General features: G+C 74.2%; 25 protein-coding genes and 2 pseudogenes. 14 read left to right on the forward strand and 13 right to left on the reverse strand.

The features are described 5' to 3' along the window. Positions 1 to 115: 115 nt before the first annotated feature. The 3 genes from egtA to IE286_RS23360 form a co-directional block, all read right to left on the reverse strand. Positions 116 to 1510, reverse strand: a complete 1395-nt coding sequence (gene egtA / locus IE286_RS23350; RefSeq protein ID WP_189798746.1) for an ergothioneine biosynthesis glutamate--cysteine ligase EgtA — start codon at positions 1508 to 1510, stop codon at positions 116 to 118. 339 nt (positions 1511 to 1849) lie between these two features. Continuing rightward, complete coding sequence (locus IE286_RS23355) at positions 1850 to 2296, reverse strand: type II toxin-antitoxin system PemK/MazF family toxin (RefSeq protein WP_189798747.1); 447 nt, start codon at positions 2294 to 2296, stop codon at positions 1850 to 1852. A gap of 97 nt (positions 2297 to 2393) precedes the next feature. Then, a complete protein-coding gene (locus tag IE286_RS23360; RefSeq protein WP_189798748.1) occupies positions 2394 to 2810 on the reverse strand; it encodes a cupin domain-containing protein in 417 nt (138 codons plus the stop codon). A gap of 225 nt (positions 2811 to 3035) precedes the next feature. On the opposite strand from IE286_RS23360, the gene IE286_RS23365 reads away from it, so the two are divergent. Then, positions 3036 to 3473, forward strand: coding sequence for a hypothetical protein (locus IE286_RS23365; RefSeq protein ID WP_189798749.1), 438 nt, complete (start codon positions 3036 to 3038; stop codon positions 3471 to 3473). A gap of 171 nt (positions 3474 to 3644) precedes the next feature. Here IE286_RS23365 and IE286_RS23370 read toward each other — a convergent pair whose 3' ends face one another. Continuing rightward, on the reverse strand, positions 3645 to 4208 hold the full coding sequence (locus IE286_RS23370) for an NAD(P)H-dependent oxidoreductase (RefSeq protein ID WP_189798750.1): 564 nt from the start codon (positions 4206 to 4208) through the stop codon (positions 3645 to 3647). Between the two features lie 117 nt (positions 4209 to 4325). Here IE286_RS23370 and IE286_RS23375 point away from each other — a divergent pair, with 117 nt between their 5' ends. Then, the gene (locus IE286_RS23375; protein WP_229863455.1) at positions 4326 to 4991 is read left to right on the forward strand and encodes a TetR/AcrR family transcriptional regulator; all 666 of its coding nucleotides are present in this window, start codon (positions 4326 to 4328) and stop codon (positions 4989 to 4991) included. A gap of 254 nt (positions 4992 to 5245) precedes the next feature. Here IE286_RS23375 and trxA read toward each other — a convergent pair whose 3' ends face one another. After that, positions 5246 to 5638 (reverse strand): thioredoxin, encoded by a 393-nt coding sequence (trxA, locus tag IE286_RS23380; protein ID WP_189798752.1) that lies wholly within the window; start codon positions 5636 to 5638, stop codon positions 5246 to 5248. A 131-nt stretch (positions 5639 to 5769) separates the two neighbouring features. Between trxA and IE286_RS23385 the strand changes: the two genes are divergently transcribed. Then, a complete protein-coding gene (locus IE286_RS23385; protein ID WP_189798753.1) occupies positions 5770 to 7200 on the forward strand; it encodes a dihydrolipoyl dehydrogenase family protein in 1431 nt (476 codons plus the stop codon). Positions 7201 to 7443: 243 nt separating this feature from the next. Further along, positions 7444 to 7905: a 5-carboxymethyl-2-hydroxymuconate Delta-isomerase gene (locus tag IE286_RS23390; RefSeq protein ID WP_189798754.1), complete on the forward strand. Its 462-nt coding sequence runs from the start codon at positions 7444 to 7446 to the stop codon at positions 7903 to 7905. Here IE286_RS23390 and IE286_RS23395 read toward each other — a convergent pair. Both IE286_RS23395 and bla read right to left on the reverse strand, forming a co-directional pair. Next, positions 7869 to 8084 carry a type A2 lantipeptide gene (locus IE286_RS23395; RefSeq protein WP_189798755.1) on the reverse strand — a complete coding sequence of 72 codons (216 nt, stop codon included), beginning with the start codon at positions 8082 to 8084 and terminating at the stop codon, positions 7869 to 7871. The genes IE286_RS23390 and IE286_RS23395 overlap by 37 nt on opposite strands. Positions 8085 to 8642: 558 nt before the next feature. After that, positions 8643 to 9555: pseudogene (gene bla, locus IE286_RS23400) on the reverse strand (class A beta-lactamase). 78 nt (positions 9556 to 9633) lie between these two features. Between bla and IE286_RS27395 the strand changes: the two are divergent. From IE286_RS27395 to IE286_RS23425, 5 genes are all read left to right on the forward strand, one after another. Continuing rightward, the gene (locus IE286_RS27395; protein WP_229863462.1) at positions 9634 to 9816 is read left to right on the forward strand and encodes a hypothetical protein; all 183 of its coding nucleotides are present in this window, start codon (positions 9634 to 9636) and stop codon (positions 9814 to 9816) included. Between the two features lie 233 nt (positions 9817 to 10049). Beyond that, on the forward strand, positions 10050 to 10772 hold the full coding sequence (locus tag IE286_RS23410) for an FAD binding domain-containing protein (protein WP_189798756.1): 723 nt from the start codon (positions 10050 to 10052) through the stop codon (positions 10770 to 10772). Between the two features lie 122 nt (positions 10773 to 10894). Continuing rightward, positions 10895 to 12163 carry a sensor histidine kinase gene (locus IE286_RS23415; protein WP_189798757.1) on the forward strand — a complete coding sequence of 423 codons (1269 nt, stop codon included), beginning with the start codon at positions 10895 to 10897 and terminating at the stop codon, positions 12161 to 12163. After that, a complete protein-coding gene (locus tag IE286_RS23420; protein ID WP_189798758.1) occupies positions 12135 to 12830 on the forward strand; it encodes a response regulator in 696 nt (231 codons plus the stop codon). Before IE286_RS23415 ends, IE286_RS23420 begins: the two co-directional genes overlap by 29 nt. A gap of 380 nt (positions 12831 to 13210) precedes the next feature. After that, entirely contained in the window at positions 13211 to 13567 is a 357-nt protein-coding gene (locus IE286_RS23425; RefSeq protein ID WP_189798759.1) for a zf-HC2 domain-containing protein, read from the forward strand. 206 nt (positions 13568 to 13773) lie between these two features. Here the strand turns inward: IE286_RS23425 and IE286_RS23430 are convergent, their stop codons facing one another. From IE286_RS23430 to IE286_RS23440, 3 genes are all read right to left on the reverse strand, one after another. Continuing rightward, positions 13774 to 14082, reverse strand: a complete 309-nt coding sequence (locus IE286_RS23430) for a hypothetical protein (RefSeq protein WP_189798760.1) — start codon at positions 14080 to 14082, stop codon at positions 13774 to 13776. A 22-nt stretch (positions 14083 to 14104) separates the two neighbouring features. Continuing rightward, positions 14105 to 14650, reverse strand: coding sequence for a hypothetical protein (locus IE286_RS23435; RefSeq protein ID WP_189798761.1), 546 nt, complete (start codon positions 14648 to 14650; stop codon positions 14105 to 14107). A gap of 319 nt (positions 14651 to 14969) precedes the next feature. Beyond that, positions 14970 to 15929: a Rieske (2Fe-2S) protein gene (locus IE286_RS23440; protein ID WP_189798762.1), complete on the reverse strand. Its 960-nt coding sequence runs from the start codon at positions 15927 to 15929 to the stop codon at positions 14970 to 14972. A gap of 244 nt (positions 15930 to 16173) precedes the next feature. Here IE286_RS23440 and IE286_RS23445 point away from each other — a divergent pair, with 244 nt between their 5' ends. The 5 genes and pseudogenes from IE286_RS23445 to IE286_RS28005 form a co-directional block, all read left to right on the forward strand. After that, entirely contained in the window at positions 16174 to 17997 is a 1824-nt protein-coding gene (locus tag IE286_RS23445) for a thiamine pyrophosphate-requiring protein (protein ID WP_189798763.1), read from the forward strand. Positions 17998 to 18043: 46 nt separating this feature from the next. After that, a complete protein-coding gene (locus IE286_RS27970; RefSeq protein WP_372462539.1) occupies positions 18044 to 18736 on the forward strand; it encodes an LLM class flavin-dependent oxidoreductase in 693 nt (230 codons plus the stop codon). A 194-nt stretch (positions 18737 to 18930) separates the two neighbouring features. Continuing rightward, positions 18931 to 19293, forward strand: a complete 363-nt coding sequence (locus IE286_RS23455; protein WP_189798765.1) for a cupin domain-containing protein — start codon at positions 18931 to 18933, stop codon at positions 19291 to 19293. 239 nt (positions 19294 to 19532) lie between these two features. Next, a complete protein-coding gene (locus IE286_RS27800; RefSeq protein WP_189798766.1) occupies positions 19533 to 19715 on the forward strand; it encodes a hypothetical protein in 183 nt (60 codons plus the stop codon). Between the two features lie 29 nt (positions 19716 to 19744). After that, a pseudogene (locus IE286_RS28005) lies at positions 19745 to 19972 on the forward strand (glycoside hydrolase family 78 protein); the annotation flags it as partial. A gap of 279 nt (positions 19973 to 20251) precedes the next feature. Here the strand turns inward: IE286_RS28005 and IE286_RS23465 are convergent. Genes IE286_RS23465 through IE286_RS23475 form a run of 3 tightly spaced genes read right to left on the reverse strand, consistent with a single transcriptional unit; the run spans position 20252 to position 23171 of the window. Further along, positions 20252 to 20911 (reverse strand): LutC/YkgG family protein, encoded by a 660-nt coding sequence (locus tag IE286_RS23465; protein WP_189798767.1) that lies wholly within the window; start codon positions 20909 to 20911, stop codon positions 20252 to 20254. After that, the gene (locus IE286_RS23470) at positions 20908 to 22419 is read right to left on the reverse strand and encodes a LutB/LldF family L-lactate oxidation iron-sulfur protein (RefSeq protein ID WP_189798768.1); all 1512 of its coding nucleotides are present in this window, start codon (positions 22417 to 22419) and stop codon (positions 20908 to 20910) included. The genes IE286_RS23465 and IE286_RS23470 overlap by 4 nt, the downstream gene beginning before the upstream one ends. Beyond that, the gene (locus tag IE286_RS23475) at positions 22416 to 23171 is read right to left on the reverse strand and encodes a (Fe-S)-binding protein (RefSeq protein ID WP_189798769.1); all 756 of its coding nucleotides are present in this window, start codon (positions 23169 to 23171) and stop codon (positions 22416 to 22418) included. The genes IE286_RS23470 and IE286_RS23475 overlap by 4 nt, the downstream gene beginning before the upstream one ends. Positions 23172 to 23249: the final 78 nt, after the last annotated feature.

The raw sequence follows: 23249 nt of genomic DNA on the forward strand, positions 1-23249 counted from the left end.
GGCTCGTCCACACAGGTGGTCAGCAGCGTGGTCCGGGCACGGGCCGCGGTCAGCGAACTCCACGCCCGCTCACGCAGCGCTTCGGCCTCGGCCGTGGTGTCGGGTGCGGTCTCGGTCATGCTGTCTCGTCCTTCCCGTGCGCGGTGGGTGTCCGCCCGGCGGACGTCACAGGTGTGCGGATCCGGCGAGCGCCCGGCCGGGCGGGACCGGGCGCGGTGCGGGCCGGCTCCGTGCCGCCGTGGATCCGGTCGAGCAGATCGTGAGCGGGAGAGCGGCCGCGCCGCACATAGCGGTCCTGGAAGGCGGCGACGGCGTCCGTCACCTCGGTGTCCGCCCCCAGGCGGGGCAGCGCCCGAAGGGCGGCGGCGAAGCAGGTGACGGCCGCCTGCCGCAGCCCGGGGTCGGCGAGCCCGGAGCGGGCGGCCGCCGTCCACAGCGGATTGTGCGGGGCGGGCAGCCCCAGGCTGCGCTCGGTGAGCGGTGCGACGGCCCGGTACGCGGTCTCCGCCGCCTGCGGGTCGTCGAACAGGGCCGTCGTCACCGCGAGCGGCACGATCCAGCCGTCGTCACCGGGCTGCGCGTCGATCATCCGCAGCTCCAGGTGGCCGCGCGGCCTGACCGGCGGGAACAGCGTGGTGAGGTGGTAGTCGAGGTCCTCCCGGGTGGGCGGCCGCGGCAGGCCGGAGCGGACCCAGTGGCGGAAGGGCAGTGCCTCGGGCACCTCCCACGGCCCGTCGTCGCGCCGTACGCACATCACCGGGGCGTCCAGCACATGCCGGGCCCAGGCGGCGCGGGGGTCGTCGCCGAGCGGGGGAGCGCCCGCCCGGCCGGGGCCTATCTGCGCCCACAGCAGCTGCCGTGTGGACAGCCAGCCGGTGGGCCGGCGCCCGAGCAGCGGGGAGTTGGCGAACGCGGCCACCAGGACCGGGCCGAGCTGGTGCGCGAGCCACCAGCGCCGTACGTGACCCAGCGGGCCGGGTTCCTCGTGGCCGGTGTCCAGGCACACCTGCACCGAGGCGGACGTGCACATCATGTGCCGGCCGGCCGGGCCGCCGCGGTCCAGGCAGGCCTCCAGGGCGTCGTACCGGCGCTCCCTGAGAAACCTGCGGGGGGTGTGCCAGGGATCGTGACCGAGGCCGACGAGGCACAGATCCTGGCCGGCCAGGACGGCGCGGACCGCGGCGAGATCGGCGCGGACGACGGAGAGGCACTCCGTCAGGCTGCGGGCGGGCGGTGAACTCAGCTCCAGCTGCCCGCCCGGTTCGACGGTGAGCGCCGAGGTCAGCGGCACACTCCGCAGGGCGGCGTAGGCCGCCTCGAGACGTTCGCGGGTGACCGGGAGCCACGGGGTGTGCACCTCGTGGACCAGCCACTCCACTTCGACCCCGACGGTGCGCGGCGGGCCGGTCTTGAAGCAGATGCCCCGGACCAGCGCCTCGACCTCGGCCTCGGTCAGGGCGGTGAGGGGCGGGCCGCACCCGCCCACCACCACGTCTCGCGCATCGGACATGTCGGGATCCTTTCGAGATTCCCCATGTCACCGACCCGCGGGGAACAGGACGGAACGGGTGTTCCGTCCCACCCGAGCCCCTCGGGTCGCGCACAAGGGTGCACAACGGGAACATCGTGCCCCGAAATCTGCGATTGCGCGATGTGTGCCGGAATCACGCGGTCCCCACCTGCGGCTTCGCCGGTCAGGTCGCGGCAGGAAAAACGGTTGCACCGAGCGTGCGGTGTGGCTCACGATGCGTACACGGCCGTGGGCGGGTGCGTGTCCGGGCGTACGGCTCCGGCCGGTCCTGCCGCGTGCACGGCGTCCACGGGGGCGCCGTGCACCCGCACGCCGGGGTCAGGTCCAGCCGTAGCGTTCCCGCAGCCGGTGGATCACCGAGTTGAACCGCATCCGGTCCAGCGCGCAGGCCTCGCGGCGCATGCCCTCCTCGTGCAGCCGCAGCACCCGGTCGACGTTCACCCACGAGTCGCGGCCCGACCGGTCCCACGGGCCGCTGCCGAGCGGCACCCACGCACGGTCCCCGTTGTGGGCCTTGCTGGACAGCTGGACGGCCAGCAGCGTCCCCTCGGCCTCCCGGGCCACCACCAGCACGGGGCGGTCCTTGCCCCGCCCGTCGTTCTCCTCGAACGGCACCCACGTCCAGACGATCTCCCCGGGGTCGGGGTCGCCGTCGTGCGCGGGCGCGTACTCGGTGCGCACCCGGCCCACCTGACGGGGATCGGCCTCGGTGGTGGCGGTGGGGCCGTAACGGCCCGGTATCGCGTCGTCGTCGAAGGCGGTCACGGGGACACCCTACGGTGTGCGATCTTGCGCGCGGACGCCGGGCACGGCGTCGACTGCCGCACGTCGCACGGGGTTTCACGGCGGGGTGCGCCGCAGGTCAGGAGCCGGAGCCCCGCGGGCGGATCTGCATGCCGGGCCGGCGCCGGTGCACCGTCAGACAGGTCAGTCCGTCCTCGCCCGCGGTGATGCTGCGCGTGGAGCCGTGCGGCAGCCACACCGTCGCGCCCTCGGTGAGCCGGCGCGGCTCGCCCGGCGTACCGGCGCCGAGGACACCGCTGCCCGCGACGACGTACAGCAGCACGTCGAGATCCGGTTCGCAGTGCGTCGCGATGTGCCCGCCCGGTGCGACCCGCACGAGGTTGGCGTCGAGCTGGCGCCCCTCCTCCTGGAGCTTCCACAGCACACCGGCCGGCACCGGCGGGTCGCCGGCGAGCGCGTGGGCGTCGCACAGGACGCGCGGTTCCGCCGGCCCGGACCCGGCCTGCCCGGTGCCGCCTGCGGCGGGCGACGTCATGGGGCACACCTCGTTCTCTCGTCCCCCGGATGGGTCTCTATGCTTCTCCCGCGATTGTTCCATGCGCGAGGTGCGCACCGTCACCGCGGACGGGAAGGGGTGAAGAGACGTGGCATCCGTGCGAGGCGGTGCTCGTCGGCACGCGGTGCCGCCGCAGGCGCCCGTCCTGTGCGGCCGGCCGGCCGCACACGGTCCGGAGGCGTCCGGCGGCGAGGCGGTGCGGCGATGAGCGCCGCAGCGGCCGCGACGGCGGGCGCGGTCACCTTCGTCTGGCTCGGCATGGTGCTGGGCATCTCCTTCCTGGAGGCGCCGCTGAAGTTCCGCGCCCCCGGTGTGACCGTGCCGATCGGCCTGGGCATCGGCCGCCTGGTCTTCCGGGCGCTGAACGCGGTGGAGGCCGTCCTGGCCTGCGTGGTGGTCGTCGCGGTCGCCGCCGGCGACGCACCGGCCCGCGTGCTCGGCCTGACGGCGGGCGCGGCCGCCGTGCTGCTGGCCCAGCTCGCCGCGGTGCGTCCGCGGCTCAACCGCCGCTCCGACCGCGTCCTGGCGGGTCAGGACAGCGGCGAGGGCCAGCGCTCGCGGGCGCATCTGGTGTACGTGGCCCTGGAGGCGGCCAAGGCGGCCGTTCTGGTCGCCCTGGGGGTCTGCCTGCTCACGGTCTGACCCGGCGCGGCGCGGGAGGGGTCGTGCGAGGCGTCCTCGCCCGGGTGGTCGCCGTGCACGCCGCGGGGCTGCCGGCCCCGGACAGCGACAGGGGCCGGAGCCCGTACGTCGACGGCTCCGGCCCCTTGCCGGTCGCTCGGACACCCGGCCGGACCGGGCGGCAGGTGCGGCTCAGGCGGCCGCGGCCTCGGTGGCGTGGCCCTGCAGGCGCGCGATGACCTCGGTCAGCTGGGCGGCGACCTCGGCGTCGTCGACCGGGTGGGTCTCGGCGAAGCGGGTCACGGAGCCCGGGATGGCCAGCTTGACGTCCTCGATGACCTTGCCGCCGGCGATGCCCGCGGCCTTGCGGGTCTCGTCATGCGCCCACACGCCGCCGTACTGGCCGGCCGCGGTGCCGATGACGGCGACGGGCTTGCCCGCGATGGCGCCGGCGCCGTACGGACGGGACAGCCAGTCGATGGCGTTCTTCAGCACGGCCGGGATGCTGCCGTTGTACTCGGGGGAGAGCAGCAGCAGGGCGTCGGCCCGGGTGGCGTGCTCACGCAGCTGGGCGGCGGCGGTCGGCACGCTGCCCTCCACATCGATGTCCTCGTTGTAGAAGGGGACCTCACCCAGGCCCTCGTACACATCCACCTCGACGCCCTCGGGGGCGAGCTTGCCGGCGGCCTCGGCCAGCTGGCGGTTGTGCGAGCCGGAGCGCAGGCTGCCGACGAGCGCGAGAATGCGAACAGACATGAGGAACTCCCAGAGGCTGAAACAGTGCCGTTACGATCCGGACCGAGGTCCGTTTAATTTTCTACCAGACCAACCGGACCACGGTCCAGTTCGCTGGGAATGCTTTACGCTGTGGACATGTCCACAGCGCTGCCGCCTTGCCCTCAGCCCGAGGAACCGCTGGACGGAACGCCGGTGCTGGTCCCGTTCGGTACCGGAGCCGAGGAGCCCTGCCTGCGCGCGGACGCCGCACGCAATCGTGCCCGATTGCTCGACGCGGCCGCCCGCCTGGTCGCGGAACACGGTGCGGCCGGGGTCACCATGGAAGCCGTCGCGGCGGCCGCGAAGGTGGGCAAGGGCACGGTCTTCCGCCGGTTCGGCGACCGTACCGGCCTGCTCATGGCGCTGCTGGACCACGAGGAGAAGAAGTTCCAGGCCGCCTTCCTGAGCGGTCCCGCCCCCCTGGGGCCCGGTGCCCCGCCGGTGGAGCGGCTGCGGGCCTTCGGCTGCGCCGCGCTGCGCCGGGCTGCCGACGACCTCGAACTGCAGCTCGCGGCCGAGCCGTGTCCCGACCGCCGCTTCCTCGTCCCCCCTCGCCGGGCCCGCTACGGGCATGTGCTCATGCTGCTGCGGCAGGCGGTCCCGGACGCGGACTGCGAACTCCTCGCCCAGACGCTGATGGGCTATCTGGAACCCGCGCTCATCCACCACCTGACCCGGCAATGCAACATGCCGATGGAACGGCTGCAGCACGGGTGGCACGACCTGGTCGCCCGCGTGACCGCCGCTCGGCAGCCCGCCTGACGACGACTCGCACGGCTCCGGCCCGCCCGAGGTGCCGGTGCGGGCGACAAGCCGCCCCGTCCTTGCTCACCGTCCGCCCCGCGCGGTTCCTGCCGCTTGCCGCCGCTCGCCCGCCGCGGGAGCGGCTGCCGCCCGCACGGGCCCGACGGTGTGCCCGGACGCAACGACGGGCCCCTCCGTGAGACGGAAGGGCCCGTGCGCCGTACGGCCGATGCCCGGCGGTTCCGCGGAGTGAGGACGCGCCGGAGGCGGCCTTACTGGTCCCGGCCCTGCTGCTCCGCCTGCGCCTGCTGCTCGGCGACCGCCTTGCGCACCTCGTCCATGTCCAGGTCGCGCGCCTGGGAGATGACATCGGCGAGCGCGGCCTCCGGCAGCGCGCCCGGCTGCGCGTACACGGCCACCCGGTCACGGACGATCATCAGCGTGGGAATGGACTGGATGCCGAAGGCGGCCGCCAGTTCCGGCTGGGCCTCGGTGTCCACCTTGCCGAACACCAGATCCGGGTTGTCCTGAGCCGCCTTCTCGTACACCGGGGCGAAGGAACGGCACGGACCGCACCAGGACGCCCAGAAGTCGATGAGCACGAAGTCGTTCTCCGTGACCGTCCGGTCGAAGTTCTCCTTCGTGAGCTCCACGGTGCTGGTCATGGCGCGTTCCCTCTTTCTGTCCGGGCCTGTCGGAATGACGAAGCCGTGGGCGGCAACACGGCCGGCGGCACGGCTATTCCGTGCGCGTGCCCCGTGTGGCCACCGCGCACACCTCCCACCAGACTGACTTCATGACGGAAACGGAAACCATCGCGTACGACGTCGTGGTGCTGGGCGCCGGACCCGTGGGGGAGAACGTGGCGGACCGCACCCGCGCGGCCGGACTGTCGACCGCGATCGTGGAGAGCGAACGGGTCGGGGGCGAGTGCTCGTACTGGGCGTGCATGCCCAGCAAGGCGCTGCTGCGCCCCGTCGTCGCGCGTGCCGAGGCCCGCCGCGTGCCCGGGCTGGGCCAGGCGGTGCGCGGACCGCTGGACGCCGCCGCGGTCCTCGCCCGCCGTGACGAGTACGCCTCCCACTGGCACGACGACGGCCAGGTCGTCTGGGTGGAGAGCATCGGCGCCGACCTGTACCGCGGTCACGGACGGCTGACCGGCGAGCGCTCGGTCACGGTCACCGCGGCGGACGGCAAGGTCACCGCCCTGACCGCACGGCACGCGGTCGCCGTGTGCACCGGCACCCGGGCCCGGCTGCCCGAGCTGCCCGGCCTGGCCGACGTCAGGCCGTGGACCAGCCGCGAGGCCACCAGTGCCCAGGAGGTGCCCGGCCGGCTGCTCGTGGTCGGCGGAGGCGTGGTCGCCGCCGAGATGGCCACCGTCTTCCAAGCCCTCGGCTCCCGGGTCACCGTCCTGGTGCGCGGCGCCGGACTGCTGCCCCGCATGGAACCCTTCGCCGGGGAACTGGTCGCCGAGGCGCTCACCGAGGCGGGCGCCGACATCCGCACCGGCACCTCGGTGACGTCGGTCAGCCGTGACAACGGCACCGTCGTGGCCGTCACCGGCACGGGCGACCGCCTGGAGGCCGACGAGATCCTCTTCGCCACCGGTCGCGCCCCGCGCACCGACGACATCGGCCTGGAGACCGTCGGACTGCAGCCGGGCTCGTGGCTGACGGTGGACGACACCCTGCGGGTCGACGGCACCGACTGGCTGTATGCCTGCGGTGACGTCAACCACCGTGCGTTGCTCACCCATCAGGGCAAGTACCAGGCCCGGATCGCCGGTGACGTCATCGGGGCGCGCGCGGCGGGCCGCGCCCTGCCGCAGCCCGGTGCCTGGGGCACGTACGCGGCCACCGCCGACCATCACGCCGTCCCGCAAGTCGTCTTCACCGACCCGGAGGCCGCGGCCGTCGGCCTGTCCCTCGCGGAGGCCGAACGCGCCGGCCACCGGGTGCGTGCCGTCGACGTGCATCTGTCCTCGGTCGCCGGTGCCCAGCTGTACGGCGACGGCTACCGCGGCCGGGCCCGCATGGTCGTCGATCTGGACGAGGGCATCCTGCGCGGCGTCACCTTCGTCGGGCCGGGGGTGGGCGAGCTGCTGCACTCGGCGACCGTTGCCGTCGCCGGCCGGGTTCCCGTGGACCGGCTGTGGCACGCGGTCCCGTCCTTCCCGACGATCAGCGAGGTGTGGCTGCGGCTGCTGGAGGCGTACCGGGGGTGACGGGCCGGGCGGGCGGGCAAGCGTGCGGAGCGACGGGAGCAGCGGCCGGCGTCTCCGTGGCGGCACAGGATGTGCGGAGGGTGTGCGCGGGGTGTGGGGAGGGTGTGCGTCCCGCCGCCGTGAGGGGCGGCCGACGGTCCGCACCCGCGCGGTGCGGAGGGTGCGGACGACCCCGGGCCGGGGCCCGGGTGCCACGGGGTGAAAATAGTTGCCTGAGAAAACTAGATCCCCGAAAGGTTTCTCATGCCGCACCTCACCATCGACTACTCCGCGCAGCTGGCCGATGCTTTCGACCGGGATGCCCTGATCAAGGAACTTCACCCGCTGGTGCTGACGGAGACCGGTTCGACGGGAGTGTGCAAGACCTTCTTCCGGCCGGCCGAGACCTACATCGGCAACGATCCCGACGAGGCGGCCGTGTTCGTGCACGCGGAGATCGGCCTCATGCCGGGCCGGTCCGAGGCGTTGAAGGCCCACCTGTCCGACAGGGTCCTGGGTCTGCTCCGCAGGCACCTGCCGGCCGACCGGGCCGAGAGGGCGTTCGTCTCCGTGGAGGTACGGGATCTGACCGACTCCTACCGGCTGACCCCGACGGCGCGTTCCTCCCTGCCCGACGGGCGGCCGCTCGCCGGGCAGGACAGCGGCCGCACCAGGTGTGCCGGGGCGGATCAGAGGCCGAGGCCGACGCCGGTCTGCGGGAGCTGACCGACGTTCACGCCGGCGTACGCGCCGGCGCCCGCCTGGACGTGGATGCCGGAGCGGTCGATCTCGACGCCGGCGATCACGTTGACGCCGACGCCGGCCTGCACGTCCAGGCCGCCGGCGACGTTGTCCAGCTCGGTGTCCGAGAGCGCGGCCGTCTCGATCCGGGAGGCGGAGTTCATGAGGAGACTTCCCTTCACATCGTGGATCACGGAAGGCGGACCCGTGGTGGGGCGGTGACCCGTCACCGGTCGCACCGGGCGGACCCGCCGGGCGCGGACCTGCGGGACCGCGGCCGCCGCCGACGTGACCGGGCCCTGTCCGGGCCGGCCGAGTGCTGGGCGGTGCCTGAGATCAAAACACGGTGCGCCACAGGCTTCCAACCATGGGGCTGCTGCCGCACGGTGGCCGGGTGGTCACAGTGTGCGCATCTGTGCGGAAACGATCACGCGTCGATGGCAGCTTCTCCATACCCCGGCCGCCGCCGGCCCGGGTGCGCGGCCCGATGCCCGCCGGATGTGCCTCCGCGGCGCTGTTCGGTGGTGAACTCGCGTATGCGGAGCACCGAATGCGTATGCGTTGTGCAGATATCCCACAGGCGCCTGTCAGGGATGTACGTCACAGGCGCGGGGGAGCCGCCCGCAGTTGCCCGCCGCCTGACGTACCCTCTCGCCGCCGCCCGACGTGCCCGTTCGCCGGCGGCCGGCCGCACCGCCCGGGGCGCGGGGCCGCCGGGCCGGTCATTCGCCCGGTGCCGGGATGCCGGCGACGACACGTGCCGCGTCGGCGATCAGCGCCTCGTCCACCGGCGCGTCCGAGGTCTCCTGGGACGACAGGACCACCAGCACGACAGGCGTGTTCCGGGTGGTCCGGGCGACCCCCACGTCGTGGGCGCCGGCGTAGGAGCCGGTGCCGGTCTTGTCCGCGACGGTCCAGCCCTGCGGCAGTCCGGCCCGGATCCGCTTGTCGCCGGTCGTGTTGCCCTTCATCCAGTCCACCAGCCGGGCACGGTCCGCGGCGGGCAGAGCGTCACCGAGGGCCAGCCGCTGCAGCCGACGGCCCAGGGCCTGCGGGGTGGTGGTGTCGCGCGGGTCGCCGGGCACGGCGGTGTTCAGGTCGGGCTCCCAGCGGTCGAGCCGGCTCACCCGGTCGCCGAGCGAACGCCGGAACCGCGTCAGTCCGGCCGGGCCGCCGATCTGACGCAGCAGCAGATTGCCGGCGGTGTTGTCGCTGTACCGGACGGCCGCCGCGCACAGGTCGTCCACCGTCATCCCGGTGCCGGCGTGCTCCTCGGTGCGCGGCGAGTCCGGCAGCAGATCCGCCGGCGGGCAGGCGACGAGCCGGTCCAGCGGGGTGCAGCGGTTCCGGCCGGCCAGGACGGCCGCGGCGGTGAACGCCTTGAAGACCGAGCACATCGCGAACACCTCGCCGGCCCGGTGCGCGACGACCTGCCCGGTGCGAATGTCGCGGGCGTACACACCGAGCCGGGCGCCGTAGCGGTCCTCCAGGCCGCCGAGCCGGTCCGCGGCCTCCTGCCGCCGGCCGGGCGCCCCCGACGCCGCGGAGGAGGAGACGACCGGGGAGCACGGCGGCCGAGGCGGCGAGGCCCGCCGTGAGCAGGCGGCGCCGGGCCGAAGAGACGGGGCTGGTCATGACAGAGGGGCTCCCAGAGTCCACGGGGCGGGAACCGGGCGTGTCGGGCCGGCTGCGACGGACCGCTCCCGCCGGCAGGTGACCACCACCGAGCTCGGTCTGTCCCTGCTGCCGTACGCACAGGACGTGCTCGACGGCGTCCAGCGGCTGCGGCGGGCCGCGGGTGCCGCACAGCGCTCGGCGGCGCGGACCGTCGGCGTCGGCGGGCCGGCCATCGCGGCCGCCGCCCGGCAGGCGTTCACGGTGCTGCGCGGCCGGTGACGGGCGGCCGCGGCACCGGGGGCGCGTCGCTCAGCGGCGCACCACGGTCCTGGCCGGCCGTCCTCCCGCGGGCACACGCCGGAGCGGACCGACGGCGCGGCCCACCCGCGTGAGCCGGCATGCGCCCTCCATGCGCCCCCCGGTGTGCGAGCAGAATGCGCCCTGCCGGCGGGCACGCGGCGCACCACGCCCTGCCCACCGCCCGGACTTCCCGCGAGGAAAGGTCGGTTGCCGTGCTGCTGCGTCTGCCCACGTCCGTGTCCGAAGCCCGGCAGTGCCTCGTCGAGGGAGCCGTCCCGGTCGGCGGCGCCACCCTGGTGTGGGCCACCTGGCAGCGGGACGGCTTCCCCGACCAGGCGATGTCGCTGCGCCAGGTGCCCGAGGCCAACGTCCTGGGCCCGCAGGAGCTTGGTGCGGCGGTCGTGCTGCACCGGATCGACGAGCGGGTGCCGCAGGTGCTGCGCCTCGCCGCGGCCCAAGTGGGCACCGGGGCGGTGCGCCGGGCCGCGACCGTCGGCGGCAACCTCGTCGGCAGCGCCCTGCGCTGCCTGCTGCCCGCGGCGCTCGTCCTGGACGCCCGTGCGACCGTCCTCGGCACGGACGGCGTGCACGAGACGGATCTGGCCGAGGTCGTGGCCAAGGGGCCGCTGCTGCTCGCCCTGCGCTGGCCCGCTCCCGTCGCCAGTGCCTACCGCAAACTGCCCGGCGACCCGGGCGGCCCGCCGCCGCTGGTCGTCGCCTCCGCCCTGCACGCCGAGGACGAGGGGCGGCTGCGGCTGCGCATCGCCGTCCGCGACGGCTACGACGTCATCAGCGCGAGCGTCCTGTGCGGCACCGACGTCCTTGACACCCTCGACGCGCTGCGGGCCACCGCGCTCCGCGACGCCCCCGCCGAGGCCTGGCGGATCGCCGGAGACCAGGTCGCCGGGCTGCTCGGCCGCCCCGGCGGCCGCTGACACGCGCGGGACGGCCCGGGCGGAGTGCGGGTCACCGGGCCAGGCGTGCCGCGGTCACCCGGAGGAACCGCCGCCGCCGTCGCTGAACGGCGCGGATCGCGCACGGACCCTACGGTGGTCCCATGGCAGTGATCAGCGGTTCGCGGCGCGCGGCGCGGGCACGGGCCGGCCGCCGGGACGTGCTGAGTTCGCTCGTGCTCTTCGTCCTGTCCGTCCTGGCCGCCTCGGTGGTCCCGCACGAGCACCGGTTCGAGGTGCGGTGGCCCGCGGTCGTCATCGCCGGGATCGGCTGCGCGTCCCTGCTGTGGCGCCGCCGTCATCCGTGCGGCGTCCTGCTGGTCGCCGTCGGCTGCGGGGTGGTGTTCCAGGTGCTCGGGGTCCGCGAGAGCCCCCTGGTGACCAGCCCCGTCATCGTGTCCGTCTACACCGTGGCCGCGGCGACCGACCGGCGCACCGCCTGGACCGCGGCCGCCGGATCGGCCGCCGTGCTCGTCGGGGCGGCCGTGGCCCTCGACTCGGGCTCCTGGCTGTCCCCGGACAACGCGGCGATGCTCGCCTGGACGGCACTGCCCGCCGCCGTCGGCGACGGCGTGCGCTCCCGCCGGGCCTATGTGGCCGCCGTCGAGGAACGCGCGGAGCACGCCGAACGCACCCGTGAGGAGGAGGCCCGGCAGCGGGTCGCGGCCGAACGGGTGCGCATCGCCCGCGAACTGCACGACGTGGTCGCCCACCACATCGCCCTGATCAACGCTCAGGCCGGGGTCGCCGTCCACCTGGTGGAGCAGCGGCCGGAGCAGATCCTCGCCGCGCTGAAGGACATCCGGGAGACGAGCCGGTCGGCACTGGACGAACTCAGGGTCACCGTCGGCCTGTTGCGGCAGTCCGACGACCCGGAGGCACCCCGGGACCCGATTCCGGGGCTGGCCCAGGTACCGGCCCTGCTGACCTCGTTCGAACGGGTCGGACTGGTCGTGACGTACACGGTGCACGGCACCGAGCGGGCACCGACCCCGGCCGTGGGCCTGGCCGCGTACCGCATCATCCAGGAGGCCCTGACCAACGTGCGCAAGCACGCCGGCGCGGACCACGCCCGGCTGACCCTGCACTACCGCCCCGAGTGGCTGACGATCACCGTGGAGGACGACGGGCGGGCCGAGCGGCACGAGCCGCAGCCGGGCACCGGGCACGGGCTGATCGGCATGCGCGAGCGGGCCGCCAGCGTCGGCGGGCAGCTGACCACGCGCATCCGCCCCGGCGGCGGTTTCACGGTGACCGCCGAACTGCCGCTGCGGCCCACCGCCGGCCCGGACGAGCCGCAGTGGCACGGCCCCGAGTCCGGCACACCGCCGAGAGAGGACGACCATGACCGTGCGCGTGCTGCTCGCCGATGACCAGGCCCTGCTCCGGGGCACGTTCAAGATGCTGTTCGACGCCACCGAGGGCATGGAGACCGTGGGCGAGGCGTCCGACGGCCGCGAGGCGGTGGAACTGGCGAAGGAACGCCACCCGGACGTGATCCTGATGGACATCCGGATGCCCGAGCTGGACGGGCTCGCCGCCACCCGGATGATCAGCGAGGACGAGGACCTCGCGGGTGTGAAGGTGCTCATCCTGACCACCTTCGAGGACGACGAGTACGTCGCCGAGGCGCTGCGGGCCGGCGCGAGCGGCTTCCTCGGCAAGGGCGCCAGCCCCAGTGAGCTGCTGGACGCGGTGCGGACGGTCGCCGAGGGCGAGGCGCTGCTGTCCCCGCGGGCCACCCGGGCGCTGATCACCCGCTTCCTCGCCCAGCCCGAGCCGTGCACGGCCGCCGTGCACGAACGGCTCGCGTGCCTGACCCCGCGGGAACGCGACGTGATGCGACTGGTCGCGCTGGGCCTGTCCAACGACGAGATCGCCGAACGGCTCTTCGTCAGCCCGCTGACCGCGAAGACCCACGTCAACCGTGCCATGGCCAAGCTCGGAGCCCGGGACAGGGCGCAGCTCGTGGTCATCGCCTACCAGTGCGGCCTGGTCAGCGCGGCGCACGAACCGGTCACACCCTCCCGCACACCCTGAGCGGGCACCCGGCGGCCCGTCCGACGACCGACGGTGTGCCCGGACACGGCCGGTCGCCGCCCGCCCGTGCGCACACGCGGCCCCACCCGCCCGTGTGCATGCGCGGACCCGCCCGGGCGTACCCGCCGTGGTCCGTCCCGGTCGTAGCGCACGGCGCCGGATACCACGGCCGCAGTAGCCCGCGAACGCTGCGCGGGGACGACGCGCGAGGCCCCCGTCCTGGGCCAAGCTGGGAGCACGGTCGGAGCCTCGCACCGGATCCGGTGCCGGGCCCCGCCCGCACAGACCGGTCCACGGCTGCGGACGACGCGGCGTGGCACACGTGCGTCGCCGGCTTCCGCCCGCTCCGGGCGGTGGCCCCGCGCAGAAGGGACGCCGACATGACCACCTCCGTCACCCCCCTGCAGACCACCCTGGAGTGCCGCACGGTCCACGACCTGCTGGCCGGGCACGCGCTGAACGTGCTCGCGCCGGAGGAGGCCGCCCCGGTCAGCGCCCATCTCGCCACGTGTGCCGCCTGCCGCGACGAGCACGACTGCCTGGCCGCCGTAGCGGCCCACCTGTCCACGCTGCGCGCCGCGCTGGCCGGCGGGACGGACGGACGGCACTCCGGCCCGGTCGCACGCCCCCGCATCCCCCGCCGGCGACACTGCAGGAACGGCGCGGACGGGGGCGGCAGCCTGGTCTCCTCCCTCACGCTCTCCCAGTGGGTCAGCAGGCTCGCGTACGTCCGGTGACCGCACAGCCCGGATCGCGGAGCCCGGCCCGGTACCGCGGTGACATCCACCGCCCCCGCACGCGCCGCCGACCACCGCACACCGCGCCCGCCGTACCACCGGGGTCACTTCCGGCGGAACGGCGGGTGCGGTCACGCGTCGTCGTCGGTGCGGTGCGGGGATCGTCGGTGCGGTGCGGGGATCGCCGGTGCGCGGCTCGGAGCGGCTCACGGCCGGGGGTCGACCCGGTGCCATCGCGGGCGCGCGTCCGCTCCGCGTCGCCCGGCCACTCGGGCGCAGCGCCGGCACACCCGCCGCACACGGTCGGCCGCGCCACCGGACTCCGGGAACACGTCGGGCCAGTTGACGTGAGGGAAACGTCCGAGCTGCGAGCGGCTGAGGGACAGCCCGCACACGGTCTCGTTCCGGCCCGGTTCCCAGGCGTGGACCTCACCGGCCGGCAGCCGGCGCCGGCCGTCCTCCTCGTCGGTCCACTGCCCGGAGGCGGCCACCGCGTACCGCTTGGCGCGTGTCATGGCGCGGCACCAGCCCTACAGGTCACCGTCGGTTCCCCCGTCCCTCGGCCTGGGAGCGGGGCAGGGGACCGGCATCGGCGTGACGGCCGGGGCGGACGGCGGCGTGCCGCGGCCCCGGGCCGGGCCCGCCGCGGGCCGCCAACGCGTCGGCGACCGCACCGGTGGTGAACGCGTACACGCTCTTGTGCAGCAGATCCACGACGAGGTCCTGACGCGGCCAGGTGCCGGGCGGGGCGCCGACGCCGGTCGCGTTCTCCAGAATCTGGTCGTTGGTGACGCGGACGACGGTGAACGCGGCCGAGGCGATCGGTCCGCGCAGTCCGGAGTGGGCCATGACGGACCGCAGGACGCCGAGCAGGGCGCCCTGGCCGTAGTGCATGGCCCAGTTGACCGCCGCCGGCTGTGCGCCGGGGTGCTCGGGCAGGCCGGTCAGCCGCTGGAGCACCCGCGCCGGCACATGCGAGTCGGGCCGGCCGGTGACGGCCTGCTCGATCTTCTCACTGAGCACCATCACGGCTCCTCCGGCGATACCGGCGAGCAGTCCCTGCCACAGTGCACATGTGAACATGTCCCGCGAGTACCCGCCACGGCCGGCACTCACCCGCACCGGCGCCTGCCGCCGGCGACGCTCGTGCGCACACGTGTGTTCCGCCCGTGGCACAGTGCGCGGAACCGTACGGGCGCGCGCCCTGCGCGGCGCGCCGGCCGGCACCCGCCCGCGGACACACGGGCAGAAACCGCCGGCCGCGGCGGCACGGACCTCTGCGGACCCCGTGGCCGGACTTCGCCGCTTTCCGCTACGGACCGCCGTGGCCGGACTTCGCCGCTTTCCGCTACGGACCGCCGTGGCCGGACCCCCGCTACGGACCGCCGTGGCCGGACCCCCGCTACGGACCGCCGTGGCCGTACTTCGCCGCGGACCGCGCGTGCCGGCCGTGCTCAGCCTGCCCGTTCCGGTGCGGCCGGCGCAGACGTATCTCGACCTGGCCGTCGTCGGTGACCCGGGTGTCGAAGGCCGGCTGGGGCGCGGTGGCCGGGCCGCGGACGTTCCACCCGTCGGAGAGCCGGAAGACACTGCCGTGCCAGGGGCACCGCACACATCCGTCGCTCACCGTGCCTTCGGCGAGGGGGCCGGCGAGGTGGCTGCACCGCTCGGCCAGGGCGTGCACGGCCCCACCGGATTCCCGGACGACCAGGACCGGGAGGTCGTTCACGCTGCGCCGCACGGGCTGGCCGACCGGGAAGTCCGCCACGGGTCCGACCCGGTGCCAGCCCTCGGTGACGACGTGCGGGACCTCCTCGGCGTGGTTGGCCCCGGACGCCTGGCGGTAGGCCAGATGACCGCCCAGCAGCCCGCCGGCCGCGACCGCCGTCAGGCCCAGGAAACCATAGGCGCGGCCCGCCGCACGCCGTCCCCGGACACGGCGGGTGAGCGATGCGGCGTACAGGCCGACGGCGGCCGAGTTGGCCAGGGCGTGCACCAGGCCGACACGCTGCTGCTCCCGGTGCAGGTCCGCCCAGTCGACCCAGCCCGTGAGCGCGGCCGGAGCGGCGGCGGCCAGGCCGACACCGACCAGCACACCCGCCTCACGGGAACGCCCCGGGTACAGGTCCAGCACCGCCGCCGACAGCCAGCTGCCGACCGGCACCTGCACCATCAGCGGATGCACCGGGTGTCCCAGCCACCTGCCGTGCAGAAGGTCCCGCCCGTCGCCCAGCGGCAGGCGCCGGATCCCCTTGCGGATCGCGTCGATCACCGCGTCGGCCCGCGGTTCGCGCTCCAGACGGTCCAGCAGCCACACGATGCGGTTCTGCCGCACGAGGGGGCGGCTCGGTGTGGTCCTCATGGTCGTCCTCATGGTCGGCTGAGTCCCCAGCCGAGCGCACGGCAAACGGAGCAGATGGCCCCGCACGGCACCAACCGTGACGAGCCGGGCGCGTCACCTGCCGCCGCACCGTGCGGCCGGCCGCGGTGCTTGCCCCCGGCCCCGACGGGAACTTGCCCCGGTGAGCAACCGGGCGGCCGGCGTCCCACCCGCCCGCCGACCCGGCCGACCCCGCCGACCCACCGGCCCCGGAAGGTGCACGACCATGTCCACGAAGGTTTCCGACCATGTCCTCGAACGGCTGCGCACCTGGGGGGTGGAGCATGTCTTCGGCTACCCCGGCGACGGCATCAACGGGTTGCTCGCCGCCTGGGGCAGGGCCGGCGACGACCCCCGGTTCGTCCAGGCGCGGCACGAGGAGATGGCCGCCTTCGAGGCGGTCGGCTACGCCAAGTTCTCCGGCCGGGTGGGCGTGTGCACCGCGACCTCCGGACCCGGCGCCATCCACCTGCTCAACGGGCTGTACGACGCCAAGCTCGACCATGTGCCCGTCGTCGCGATCGTCGGACAGACCGACCGCAGCGCCATGGGCGGCTCCTACCAGCAGGAGGTCGACCTGCTGAGCCTGTACAAGGACGTCGCCTCCGACTTCGTCGAGATGGTCACCGTCCCCGAACAGCTGCCCAATGTGCTGGACCGCGCACTGCGCACCGCCCTGGCCCGCCGCACGGTGTGCGCCGTGATCATCCCCGCCGACGTGCAGGAACTCGACTACACGCCGCCCGGGCACGCCTTCAAGATGGTCCCCTCCAGCCTGGGCATGCCCCAGTACGCGCCGGTGCCCGCCGACGAGGACCTCGCCCGCGCCGCCGAGGTGCTCAACGCCGGGGAGAGGGTCGCGATCCTCGTCGGGCAGGGCGCCCGCGGGGCTCGCGCGGAGGTCATGGAGGTCGCCGAACGGCTCGGCGCGGGTGTGGCCAAGGCGCTGCTCGGCAAGGACGCGCTCGACGACGACCTGCCCTACGTCACGGGCGCCATCGGCCTGCTCGGCACCCGGCCCTCCTACGAGCTGATGACCGGCTGCGACACCCTTCTCGTCGTCGGCTCCTCCTTCCCGTACACGCAGTTCCTGCCGGAGTTCGGCACGGCACGGGCGGTGCAGATCGACATCGACCCGCACATGGTCGGCCTGCGGTACCCGTTCGAGGTGAACCTCGTCGGCGACGCCCGTAAGACCCTGGAGCGGCTGCTGCCGCTGCTGACACCGGTCACGGACCGCGGCTGGCGGCAGAAGATCGAGCAGGGCGTCGCGCGCTGGTGGGAGGTCATGGAACGGCGCGCCGCCGTCGACGCCGACCCGGTCAACCCCGAGCACGTGGTGCACGCACTGAACGACCTGCTGCCCGAGAACGTCGTCATCGCCGCCGACTCCGGCTCCGCGGCCAACTGGTACGCCCGCCACCTGAAACTCCGCGGCGCCATGAGGGGCTCGCTGTCCGGCACCCTCGCCACCATGGGACCCGGTGTCCCGTACGTCATCGGCGCCAAGTTCGCCGACCCCGGCCGGCCGGTGATCGCACTGGTCGGCGACGGCGCGATGCAGATGAACGGCCTGGCCGAGCTGATCACCGTCCACAAGTACTGGCAGGAGTGGCAGGACCCGCGGATGGTCGTGGCCGTCCTGAACAACCGGGACCTCAACCAGGTCACCTGGGAGATGCGCGCCATGACCGGTGCCCCGCAGTTCCTGCCCTCCCAGTCCATCCCCGACGTGGCGTACGCCGGCTTCGCCCGTTCCCTCGGTCTGAACGGCCTCCGGATCGACGACCCGAAGGACGTGCGCGGCGCCTGGGAGACGGCCCTGAGCAGCGACACACCCTGTGTGCTGGACTTCGTCACCGACCCGGCGGTGCCGCCGATCCCGCCGCACGCCACCCTCGGCCAGATCGAGGCCGCCGCCACATCCGTCCTCAAGGGCGACAGCGACCGGGCCGCCATGGTCCGCCAGGGCTTCAAGGCCAAGGTGCAGGAATTCCTGCCCGGCAGCCGCCACCGCACGGACGGTCACCGGGCGGGAGGCGGCCGGTGAACCACCCGCCGACGCCGCTCACCGCCGCCCGTCCGACCGGAGTCGCCTGTACCACAGGTTTTCGGCGGCGCAGCAGCTTGCGGCCGGTCGCGGCGCACACCACCAGAAGGAAGACGGTGAATCCGCCGGCCGGGGGCAGGGCTGGCAGCCCCAGGAGTTCGAGACGGCGAACGTGCCGAGGAGCCGCAGGGGAACCCGCACCGAGGAGTTCATCACGGCGACGCGGGCCGCATGGGGCCCGGACCCGGTCCGGCACGAAGGCGAGTTCTACCGGATCGCACGGTCGCAGGTGAACCCCGAGCCGGTGCGGGCGCGCCTTCCGGTGCTGCTGGCCGCGAGCGGACCGGCCGCCGTCAAGCGCGCCGGCCGGATCGCGGACGGCGTGATCCCGATCGCCGGCTCGCCGCGGGCACTGCGCGACGTGGTGACCACGTTCCACGACGCCGCCCGTAAGGCGGGGCGCGACCCCCGGGATCTCGCGGTGGTCGGCCAGGTGCCCTGGCCGACCCCGGTCACCCGTGAACCGATCGGGGAAGGCCGGCCCTTCCTCGGCGGATCACCCCGGCAGATCGCCGAGGACCTCGTGGTCGCCCGCGAGTGCGGTGCCACAGGTGTACGTCGCCGGCGGCCAGGGGCTCGGGCTCGTCGAGGGCCTGCAGGGCTCGGACGTCGACCAGTGGCTCGGGCTGCTCGGCGAGGTGATCGAGAGGCCCGCCGCCTCGGCGTCCTCGCATCGTGAAGCATGCCACGCGGCCATTGCGTCCGCGGTGGCACCGGCCCGCCCGGCCGGCGCCACCGCCGAATGGCCGGGGCGGGCGCCGGGGGAGACCATGAAGGCGCGGGGCCAGGCCCCCGCCGCTTCGCGTGCCACCCGCACGCAGACGGAGACCCGGTCCCGGCCGCAGCCATCACGGCCGGAAGGAGAACACCGTCATGCTGGAAGTCAAGACGGTCGACAAGCCGGACGAGCGGCGCGACTTCCCCCGCGGCCACCTCGAAGCGGTGCACCTGAGCGGGCTGGACTTCGCGATCGGCACGTTCGAACCGGGCTGGCGCTGGTCGGAGTCGGTCGCGCCGATCGCCGGCACCCCGAACTGCCAGGTCCACCACACCGGGTTCGTCGTCCGGGGGCGGATGCGTCTCGCCATGGAGGACGGCGCGGAGGCGGAGATCGGCCCCGGCGACGTCTTCGTCTGCTCGCCCGGACACGACGCCTGGGTCGTGGGCGACGAACAGGTCGTCGTGTACGACTTCGCCGGGACCATGGCCAACGAGTACGCCAAACCCCGTGAGTGAGGAGTGAGGAGCGGAGCACGTCGCAGACAACGCGCGCTCCGGGCGGGGGTACGCCGCGTTCCGCGCCCGCACAGGGACCGGGGACGACACCCTCGCGCCGGAGCGCCGCACACTGAACCGTTTTTGAACGGTTTCGATCTCCGCTGTGTCGAAAGCATGGACGATCGACTCCCCTGTCACTGGCTTCATCGGCCGCTTCGTCTGAATCGATACAACTCCAGCGGCCGAAGGGAAACGGCATGAACAACGGAGTCGGCGGCACGGCGGACGGAGCATTGCGGCGCAGGACGGTGCTGGCCACCGCGCTCGGCGCGATGCCGGTGGTGGCCCTGGCGGACGGGGTGGCGACGGGCGGCCGGGCCGCGGCGGCCCGGCCGGATCCGGCCGCACCGCCGGCCGGGACACCGTGGTGGAGGCACTGACCGTCGAGCACCGCACCGACCCCCTGGGCGTGGACGCGGACCGCCCGCGGTACGGCTGGCGCATGGCCTCATCGGTCCGGGGCCGCCGCCAGAGCGCCTGCCGTCTCCTCGTCGCCACCTCCGCCGACCGGCTGCGCGCGGGCCGCGCCGACGTGTGGGACAGCGGCCGCGTCGAATCGGCGGACTCGGTGGCGATACGCCACGCCGGCCGGGCGCTCGCCCCCAGCACCCGCTACCACTGGACCGTCCGCGTCTGGGACGAGCGCGGGCGTCGGCTGCCCGACGCCCCGCCGGCCACCTTCGAGACCGGTCCGATGAGCACCGACGGCACCACCCGCCGGGACGGCGCCCGCTGGATCACCATGGCCGGCAAGACACCGAACTCGCCCGGAGCCCCGCTGCTGCGCCGTCAGATCGCCCTGCGCGGCCGGGTCCGTGAGGCACGGCTGTACCTGTCCGCGCTCGTGCGGCGACGGCGTCCCGCTCACACGTGTGCCGGTCCCGCACGGGACGTGTGCGGGACCGGCATCCGAAGGTCAGCCGTCGCCGTCCTCGGCCAGCACGACCTCCAGGGTGCGCGGGCCGTGGACGCCCTCCACCCGGTCCAGTTCGATGTCGCTGGTCGCGGACGGGCCGGAGATCCAGGTCAGCGGGCGGGACGGGGTGAGGCGTTCCAGGGCCTCCGGGACGGAGGACACCACCTGGCCCGGGACACGCACCACGCAGATGTGGTGGTCGGGGATCAGGGTGATGCGGCGGCGTCCCTGGTCGGGGGAGCCGTCCAGGACGATCGTGCCGGTCTCGGCGATCGCCACCGCGCAGCCGGTGACCACGCTGTCGACCCGGTCGAGTTCGCCCGGGGTGCTCTCCGCCCGGTCCGCGACCCGTGTGATGTCCGTGTCCGTGTCCGCCAGCCACGCCGGGTCCAGCCCGGGCGGGACGAGCACGCTCGCCGACCCCCGCTGCGCCAGCAGATGGGCGATCAGCCCGGGCAGCCCGGCGGTGTCGCTGCGGTGCACGACGGCCCGGTAGTCCGCCAGGTTGGCCGCCAGCAGGTCCGCCGTCCCGGCGACGTCGCGGTCCCCGTGCCGCCGCAGATAGGGGCGGGGCACGGCCTCCTCGTACGGGGTGTCGTCCGGGGGCACGTCCGCCAGCGCGCGCCGCACCCGGCCCAGGATCCGCTCCCTGCTGCTCACTTCGCCTCGTCCTTTCCGCCGCGGGTGCGCTGCCACCAGTCACGGAACGGCTCCGCGGGCACCGCGGGCAGATCCCGGCCCGCGCTCCAGGCCCGGCCGGGACCCGGCAGGGCACGGGGATGGAACCGCCGGGTGCGCGAGGCCAGCCGCTGCCCGGCGGCCAGCGCACCGGGATGGGTGAACGCCCAGCGTGCCGCCCGCATCGCGGCCCGCTCGGCGGCATGACCCTTCGCGGGCCGGAGCACCACCTTGTTGCCGCCGCGCGTCGCCGTTCCGCCCTCGGCGACCCGCTCCCGCAGATGCACCAGCACCTCGGGGATGTCGATGGCGACCGGGCACACCTCGTAGCACGCGCCGCACAGCGACGACGCGTACGGCAGCGAGGCGTCGATGTCCGTGGCCGTGCCCCGCAGTTGCGGGCTGAGGATCGCGCCGATCGGGCCGGGGTACACCGAGCCGTAGGCGTGCCCGCCGGCCCGCTCGTACACCGGGCACACGTTCAGGCAGGCCGAGCAGCGGATGCAGCGCAGCGCCTGCCGGCCCACCTGGTCGGCGAGGGTGTCGGTGCGGCCGTTGTCCAGGAGCACCAGGTGGAAGGTGCTCGGGCCGTCGCCGTCGGTGGTGCCCGTCCACATCGAGGTGTACGGGTTCATCCGCTCGGCGGTGGAGGAACGGGGCAGGGTCTGCAGGAACACCTCCAGGTCCCGCCAGGTCGGCACGATCTTCTCGATGCCGACCACCGAGATCAGGGTCTCCGGCAGAGTCAGGCACATGCGTCCGTTGCCCTCGGACTCCACGACCACCAGCGTGCCGGTCTCGGCGACCACGAAGTTGGCACCCGAGATGCCGACCTTCGCCCGCAGGAACTTCTCCCGCAGATGCAGCCGGGCCGCCTCGGCGAGTTCGGCGGGTGTGTCGGTCAGCCCCTCGGGGGCCGGGCGGCCCCAGGCACTCATCTCGGAGCGGAAGATGTCACGGATCTCGCCGCGGTTGCGGTGGATCGCCGGAACCAGGATGTGCGAGGGCCGGTCCTTGCCCAACTGCACGATCAGCTCGGCCAGATCGGTCTCGTACGCCCGGATGCCCTCGGCCTGAAGCGCCTCGTTCAGCCCGATCTCCTGCGTGGCCATCGACTTGACCTTGACGACCTCCCGCTCACCGGTCGCCTTCACCAGGTCGGCCACGATCCGGTTGGCCTCAGCGGCGTTGGCCGCCCAGTGCACGGTGCCGCCGGCCGCGGTCACCGCCTCCTCCACCTGCACCAGATAGCGGTCCAGATGGCGCAGCGTGTGATCCTTGATCCGCCGGCCCGCCTCGCGCAGCTGCGCCCAGTCGGACACCTCGGCGACCGCCTTGGCCCGCTTGGCGCGGATGGTGTGGGTGGCGTGCCGCAGGTTGCCGCGCAGCGTCGTGTCGCGCACCGCGGCGTGCGCCGCCTGCGGGAACGACGGGAACGCCCGGTCGCCGGGCGCCGGCAGTGCGGGCATGCCGAGATAGGTGGTGCTCATACGGCCGGGTCCTCCTCGGTGCTCGCCAGGATCTCGGCGATGTGCACCGGCCGCATGCCGGTGCCCAGCCGGGTCATCGTGCCGCCGATGTGCATCAGACAGGAGTTGTCGGCCGCGCACAGCACCTCGGCGCCGGTCGACGCCGCGTTGCGCACCTTGTCCACCCCCATGGCCGTCGAGACGTCCGGGTTCTTCACCGAGAAGGTGCCGCCGAACCCGCAGCATTCGTCCGCACCCGGCAGCCGGACCAACTCCAGCCCCCTCACCGCCTGAAGCAGCCGCAGCGGCCGGTTGCCGAGGCCCAGCGAGCGCAGCCCGTGGCAGGTGGGGTGATAGGTGACCCGGTGCGGGTAGTACGCGCCGACGTCCGTCACCCCCAGCACATCGGTCAGGAACTCCGTCAGCTCGTACGTCTTCGGCACCACCGGGGCCAGCGTCCGCGTCAGGGTGTCGCCCCGGCCCTCGGACCGTGCCCGTTCACCCATGCGGGGATACAGCTCCCGCACCATCGCCCCGCACGACCCGGACGGCGTCACGATCGCCTCGTAGTCCCGGAACACCTCGGCGAACCGCCGGGCCAGCGGCTCGGCGTCGTGCCGGTACCCGGTGTTGTAGTGCGCCTGCCCGCAACACGTCTGAGCCTGCGGGAAGTCCACCTCCACACCCAGCCTGGTCAGCAGCTTCACCACGGCGCGCCCGGTGTCCGGGTAGAGCGTGTCGTTGACGCACGTCAGGAAGAGAGCGACACGCATCGCGGCTCCTTGTTCTCACTCGTCGAATACGGGAAGCCTAGCCAGGCACGGCAGGCACCGGCAGATTGCGCGGCACGG

This window comes from Streptomyces thermodiastaticus (assembly GCF_014656135.1).
GTDB lineage: Bacteria > Actinomycetota > Actinomycetes > Streptomycetales > Streptomycetaceae > Streptomyces > Streptomyces thermodiastaticus.